Genomic DNA, 6,788 nt, shown 5'->3' on the forward strand with positions numbered 1-6,788 from the left:
GCTATTAATGTCTAATTTCGAGTTGGACGAATGCAGAAGCTGCGGCGCAGTCCATCGTCCAACGCTGCCGCAGGTGAGGACCGCGGCGCTCGCTGGTTTCGTCATCATCGGCGTAGCGCTCCGGTGTTGCCTTCAATCGTGAACAACGATTTGGGCTGCGGTCGGTGCACGCTCGATACGCCTGGGTAGTGGGACGGAAAAGCACTTCGTTGATGTCCACGTCTTCGGGCTGGTTAATGGCAAACGCCACCACGCGCGCAAACGAGCTGGCTGGGATCGCCTTCTCATAGGTCTTCGCCATGCCTGCGGCGACGTCCTGATCAGTGATCGTGTCGATCAGCTCGGTCGCGACCGCCCCCGGCGAAACGATGGTCGTGCGGATGTTCCAGGGTTTGACTTCCTGACGGAGTCCTTCCGAGATTGCGCGTACTGCCCACTTCGTGCCCGCGTAGACCGCGCCGCCGGGACCAACCTTATGGCCTGCGACGGACGAGACGTTGATGATCTGGCCGGCCTTTTGGGATTGCATGTGTGGCAGCGCAGCCGCGATGCCGTACAGCACGCCCTTGATATTGACGTCGATCATCCGGTTCCACTCGTCGATCTTCAGCTTGTCGAGCATCGAGCTCGGCATGAGACCTGCGTTGTTGAGAAGCACATCGATGCGGCCGTGCAGCCCCACCGCACGATCGACTAGCGCCCTGACCTGCTTGCGGTCCGAGACGTCGGTCTGCAGAATCGCTTTTCCATCGAGTCCTAGTTCGCTTGCGAGTTCCGCTAGCCGGTCGAGGCGGCGTGCACCCAGGATGACCTTCGCGCCTTGCCTGGAAAGATGGCGCGCGGTTTCTGCGCCCAGACCGCTGCTGGCGCCGGTGACGACAACCACTTTCCCGTTAATGTTTTCGCTCATGAATTTCCTTGTTGATGCTTCTTCCGACCTCTGCGCTGTCGGTGCAGCATGTGCGTCGGCGAGCCTCCATCGAGGTTCGAAGATGCAGTTGCCCGTCTGCGGGTTCGAGTCTGGCCTGACGGTTATGTCGCCCGCTTCGCGAGTACATCCTTGAACACGGGCATCGCCGAAAACACATTCGGCCAGCCCGCGTAAAAGGCGAGCTGTGTCAGCACTTCCGACGCCTCGTTCCTCGTCAGTCCGTTGTCCATCGCGCGATTCAGGTGATACGGAATCTGTGCAGTCTGGCCGTTGGCAACGAGAGCGCTCACGGTCACCAGACTGCGATCGCGGGGCGCGAGCCCCGGACGCAACCAGAGGTCGCGAAACAGAATGTCCGTGGTGTATTGGACGACGCCGGGGGCGACCGCGCCGAAGTTCTCCGCGACCATCTGCGCACGCTGTTTCTCCGCAGCTTCATTCAACGGCAGAAGCGCGACATCGGCCGGCGAAATCTGGTCCGGGCCGATGTCACGTTCATCGAAGATGGGCTTGACGATCGCTGAAGCAGCGGTCGCGTTTGCCCACCCCGAATAGAAAGCCAAATGCGCGATCATTTCCGCAAGTTCCGCAGGGTTCACCCCGTTATCGAGTGCCAGCCGGAAATGAAACGGCATCTCAATGGTCTGATTGCGCGCGATCAGCACGGACAGCGTCACAATGCTACGGTCGCGCGGAGACAGCTGCGGCCGCTTCCAGAGACCGTCCAGCAGAGTTTCGTTCGTATAACGCTCAAATGCCGGGGAGACGGACTTCAGGGCGGCTTGCGACAGCGGTTCTTGCATGTTTCCAGTCCTTTCCGTGTGGGCGCAGGCGGACACGACGAGCGCCGCGCAGGTAGATGCGACGAGGCGCGCAACGCGACACGTCCCTGAGTCACGGTCTGCGATATTGCTCATCGGTGACCTGTTCAAGCCAGTTGACATTCTTGCTATCAAGAGCCTCTTGCAGCGCTATGTGGGTCATCCCGGTGGTGGACGTTGCGCCATGCCAGTGCTTTACGCCCGCCGGGATCGACACCACGTCGCCAGCGGCGATTTCGTGCCTTTCCTGGCCCCACTGCTGCGTCCAACCCCTGCCGGACGTGACGATCAACGTCTGTCCGAGCGGATGGGTGTGCCACGCGGTACGCGCGCCGGGTTCGAACGTCACCAGCCCACCAGACAGGCGCGATGGCGCCTTGGACTGGAAGAGGGGATCGATGCGTACCTGCCCCGTGAAGCGTTGCGTCGACCCCGGCACGGACGGCTGTGAGCCGCTATGCGCGATGGTTATCCGCTCCGGTTCGCCGTCGGCAGCGAAGGCCGTCAAGGGCACTGACAAGAAAGCCGAGGCGACTATGTAAGCGGCGCTCCTCATCACTCGTTCTCGCCACTACCGAGGTACTGCTCGTCCGTCACCTTTTCCAGCCATTCGACGTTCTTGCCGTCGAGCGCTTCCTGGATGGCGATATGCGTCATCGCGGTTGTCGAGGTCGCGCCGTGCCAGTGCTTGTGCCCGGGCGGGCACCAGATCACATCGCCCGCGCGGATTTCGACTCGCGACTCGCCATCGCACTGCGTCCAGCCGCAACCCGCCGTCACCAGCAATGTCTGGCCGAGCGGATGCGTGTGCCACGCGGTGCGCGCGCCCGGCTCGAACGTCACGCTTGCGCAAGAGACCCGGGCGGGCGGCGGCGGAGCGTTCAGCGGATCGATCCGCACGGTGCCGGTGAACCATTCGTCCGGGCCCTTCCTCGACGGCTGAGAGCCTGCTCGTTTCAATTCCATGATCTTCCTCGCAATCTCCAAAGCGAAATGCCTTTCGGCATTTAATGTAATCCCTGGTGATTGATGCGACTAGGTGGCAAAATCGGCATGCCCTTATGCATGGGAGCATTAATTGAAGGAAAATTTCAATGATCTGGTCGGCTTCATGACCGTCGCGCGCGAGCGCAATTTCACGAGGGCCGCTGCGCAACTGGGTGTGTCGCAGTCCGCGTTGAGCCGAACGGTGGCAGGCGTAGAGAGACGGATGGGCCTGCAGCTTCTGACGCGCACGACCCGCAGCGTGTCGCTTACCGAGGCTGGAGAGCGGTTACTCTCGGCGATCGCACCGCGCTTCGAGGAGATCGAGGCGGAGGTGGATTCATTGCGCGCGATGACCAACCGTCCGAGCGGGACGGTTCGGATCACGACCACCGACTATGCCGCGAATACGTACGTCTGGCCGCGACTGCAGCCGCTGCTGCGGCAGTATCCGGAGTTGAAGATCGAACTCGTCAACGACTATGGGCTGGCCGACATCGTTGCGGATCGGTATGACATCGGCGTACGACTCGGCGACCAGGTGGCGAAGGACATGATCGCTGTGCGCATCGCACCCGACATGACGATGGCGATCGTGGGCTCGCCGAGTTACCTGAAGTCGAGGCCTCATGCAAAGACGCCGCAGGATTTGACGCTGCATAACTGCATCAACCTGAGGCTGCCGACGCGAGATTCGCTGCTTGCCTGGGAGTTGCGCAAGGGACGTCGCGAGTTGCAGGTGCGAGTCGAAGGGCAGCTCACCTTCAATAACGTCTATCAGATGGTCGACGCGGCGCTGGGCGGTTTTGGTCTCGCATATGTGCCGAAAGACGTTGTCGAGGTCCACGTCCACGCGGGGCGGTTAAATTGGGTTCTCGAAGACTGGTTCCCTACGTTCACCGGACATCACGTCTACTACGCGAGTGGCCGCAAATCTTCTCGGGCAGTAGAACTCGTAGTCGACGCGCTAAAGGCGGGTTATCAGCGCCAGGCGCAATGATTAGTCGAAGCGACAAACAGAGCAGAGGTACGGCTGAACTGCGAACGGCACTGCACCACGCGGCCGATACAAACGAGTGACTCTGATGGATCAACCAGGTACAGGACGAGCTCGGCATGGCTGTTATGGGTCCGGGAGCTCTTGCGCTCTGAGAGACGACAGATAGACAGGACATTCGCGCGCTTGATCTGAATCAACGGCGCGCCACGAGACCACGGGAAACTTCCATTCATACCGTGGCGTATTGCGCCTCGAGGTATCCCATCAACGCGTCTTAGCGTTTTTAGAGGTTCTCCAGTTGCATGCAGCCGTTCTGCGAAGGACGGGGCTCGACGACGCGCACTGGAACGTTCGCGAAAGCACACGGACACGGCACCGTGCAGCATACTCTTTGACAGATGTCTTTCAGCGGGGGAGTCACCGTGAATGAAACGTTTGCAGATATCCAGTCTGAGTTCCTGCGTGCACTGGTTGCCAACCAAACACCAATATGGGTATTCCTCATCAACGGCATCAAGCTGACAGGCGTCGTCGCGTCTTTCGACCAATACGTCCTCTCGGTACAGTCAGCGTCAGGCACGCAGATCGTGTATAAGAACGCAGTTTCCACGGTCATTGAGCAGCATACCAAATCGGTTGGGACAATAGACAAGCAGAGAACCGCTCGCGTCGAGCGTCGCCCAGAGCGCTATACACTGCGGTAGCTTGCGAAGTGGAAGGCACTCAAAAGGGAGCCATGCTTCAACATTGTGTTGTTGAGAGGCGGTATCTGCTCCGTGTACTCGCAAACGAGACACGTAAGCAAAGGCTTATTTGTAGTCCTTTTCCTTATGAACGGCGGTGGCAGCTTCACTGGCAGTCGTTGACGTCTTGGGCGCTTATGTTTGACCGGGTTTCGCCGCCAGAGGCAGACGCACCTGAAACGTCGTTTTTCCCGGGCGTGAGCTGACGAGCAGCGCACCACGGTGGCGGTTGACCACCGTCTGGTATGAGATGTCGAGGCCCAGACCCATTCCCTGACCCAACGGCTTGGTGGTGAAAAACGGCTCGAACAGATGCGGCATGACATCGTCGGCGATGCCGGTCCCATTGTCGGTGATCTCGACCACGGCTTCCTCTATCTCGCGGTACGTCCGGACAATGATGTCGCCCTGGCCATCCATGGCGTCGATCGCGTTGTCGATCAGGTTGGTCCACACCTGATTGAGCTCGCTGCCATACACGGTCAGAGGCGGCAGGCTGCGATCGTAGTCACGCTGCACGGTGATCCCCTGTTTGAGCCGGTGCTGCATGATGATGAGGGTATCTTCAATCCCTTCGTGAATGTCGACCTCCTGCTTCGGTGCCTGATCCATACGCGAGTAGGATTTCATCGCGCGGATGATCTCTGAAATCCGGACCGAGCCCACGTGGATGTCCGCCATCAGCGCGTTGAGCTCCAAGGTCGACGCCAGCCAGTGGATGGCGGCAAAGAACTGCTGCTTGGACAGAACGATTGCAAGCGGGCCCAGTTCCTCCTGCAGGATTCCTGCACCGATGAGGCATGGCGCGTGAAGCCAAGGTTTGGCCACTCCCTGTGCGACCAGCCAGTTGCCGAGCGCGTCCATCGCCTGATTTTGCTTCAGGGCGTCGATACCCGACATGACGTTCGTCACCTCCCGGCGGTCGCCCAGACCCTCCAGGATTTTCATGGCCTCGACGGGGATCGCGTGATTCCTCAACTCGACGTCCGCTGCCTTCAGGGTGGTCAGTGCGGCCATGGCACGGTCTGCCGTCCGCACCAGCGCAGCCGCGGGATTGTTCAACTCGTGCGCGAGGCCCGCGGCCAGCGAGCCAAGCGCAGCCAGTTGTTCACGGTTACGCAGCGTCGCCTCCAGATTCGTCAGGCGGTCAAAGGAACTTTGAAAGATGAATCGGGAGAAGGTCTCCGAGCCGACCACCAATTCGCGGAACGCGCGCGCCGGCAGCAGCGCCAATCGCCCATCGGTGACCGCCCTGGAGCTACCCGGCGCAAGCGTTCCCGAGAGCAGCGCCAGGGCCCCGAAATAGCTTGGCGCAATGAATCGCAACGTGGGAATCTGCTGTCCGCGCGAAAGTGTTGTCGCGGCGACTTCGCCTTTCAGCAAGACGAAAAAATTGGACGCCGTGTCGCCTTGTCGGACAAGGACCTCCCCCGCCGCGAAGCTCACTTCCGTCAGCTGTTCGCACAGCCACTGTAAAAGCGCTTCCGAAAGATCTGCGAAGAGCGGATGCTCGCGCAATTCCTCTAGTTGGATCATGGCGCTGACCTACGGGACTAACAGAATGAACGTCGAGTCGAGTGAAGCGGGCACTCACTACACATCGTGACGCCAACTGCCTGATAAAGATTGTAGTGCTCATGCGTCGTGGGCCTTAGAAACCGGGTCAATCGCGCCCTCAGAAAAACCGCAGCCGATTCGCCGCTAGCGAGATCGGCAGGCACGGCGGTGTGTTTCGGTACCGCGCCCCCGAAGCTGGGCAGCGGCCGGTTTATCCGTCGAAGTGACGCAACTAATCGTCAGCACCGTAAATCGTATTAAAAAGCTCTGCCATCAATGATGCCGCCAGCAAAGGGGGGCGAGTTCGGGCGCGCTTCGAAATCAGGTGGAGATCAGCCGTTAGCAAAGTCAGGCGCCGATAGCTCCACGTGGTTGGAAGGGTGCGCCAGTAGCTTTCGCTCAGCGATGGCGTGAATGCGGCCGAATCCGTTGCTGAGGACCTTGAATGTCCGTGCATCGTCCGCATTCGGGGCGAGCCAAAAATACGTTTCGAAGGCTGCTCGGGAGACGACGCACGTCACCGGCTCGCTGCGCCGAAGCTGGACGAATGTGAGTTTGCTAAAAGCTCACCACTCGCGGGGCTGCTATAAGCCTCGTGCTTTGGGGACCAATACGAGCGACTCCTTCGAGCGCAGCATTCAGTGCCATGGTCGCAAGTCTTCGACGCGAGACTATTGCGTTGCATCATTGAATTGGCACCCCAGGTGTGTTCAGATTCAGGTCATGGGCAAAATGAATCTGACCGATACCGA

6 protein-coding genes and 1 pseudogene are annotated in these 6,788 nt (G+C 59.9%); 2 read left to right on the forward strand and 5 right to left on the reverse strand.

The features are described from left to right. Positions 1-175: 175 nt before the first annotated feature. The 4 genes and pseudogenes from AWB79_RS10555 to AWB79_RS10570 form a co-directional block, all read right to left on the reverse strand. Positions 176-910: pseudogene (locus AWB79_RS10555) on the reverse strand (SDR family oxidoreductase); the annotation flags it as partial. 122 nt (positions 911-1,032) lie between these two features. Beyond that, entirely contained in the window at positions 1,033-1,734 is a 702-nt protein-coding gene (locus AWB79_RS10560) for a carboxymuconolactone decarboxylase family protein (RefSeq protein ID WP_232470863.1), read from the reverse strand. A 91-nt stretch (positions 1,735-1,825) separates the two neighbouring features. After that, positions 1,826-2,224: a (R)-mandelonitrile lyase gene (locus AWB79_RS10565; RefSeq protein ID WP_198399004.1), complete on the reverse strand. Its 399-nt coding sequence runs from the start codon at positions 2,222-2,224 to the stop codon at positions 1,826-1,828. A gap of 83 nt (positions 2,225-2,307) precedes the next feature. Continuing rightward, a complete protein-coding gene (locus tag AWB79_RS10570) occupies positions 2,308-2,718 on the reverse strand; it encodes a (R)-mandelonitrile lyase (protein ID WP_061167334.1) in 411 nt (136 codons plus the stop codon). A gap of 112 nt (positions 2,719-2,830) precedes the next feature. Here AWB79_RS10570 and AWB79_RS10575 point away from each other — a divergent pair, with 112 nt between their 5' ends. Both AWB79_RS10575 and hfq read left to right on the forward strand, forming a co-directional pair. Further along, positions 2,831-3,736, forward strand: coding sequence for a LysR family transcriptional regulator (locus AWB79_RS10575; protein WP_074169352.1), 906 nt, complete (start codon positions 2,831-2,833; stop codon positions 3,734-3,736). A 422-nt stretch (positions 3,737-4,158) separates the two neighbouring features. Continuing rightward, positions 4,159-4,440, forward strand: a complete 282-nt coding sequence (hfq, locus tag AWB79_RS10580; RefSeq protein WP_157695735.1) for an RNA chaperone Hfq — start codon at positions 4,159-4,161, stop codon at positions 4,438-4,440. Positions 4,441-4,614: 174 nt separating this feature from the next. Here the strand turns inward: hfq and AWB79_RS10585 are convergent, their stop codons facing one another. After that, on the reverse strand, positions 4,615-6,015 hold the full coding sequence (locus AWB79_RS10585; protein ID WP_061167336.1) for an ATP-binding protein: 1,401 nt from the start codon (positions 6,013-6,015) through the stop codon (positions 4,615-4,617). Positions 6,016-6,788: the final 773 nt, after the last annotated feature.

Origin of the sequence: Caballeronia hypogeia, assembly GCF_001544875.2 — a bacterium.
Lineage (GTDB): Bacteria > Pseudomonadota > Gammaproteobacteria > Burkholderiales > Burkholderiaceae > Caballeronia > Caballeronia hypogeia.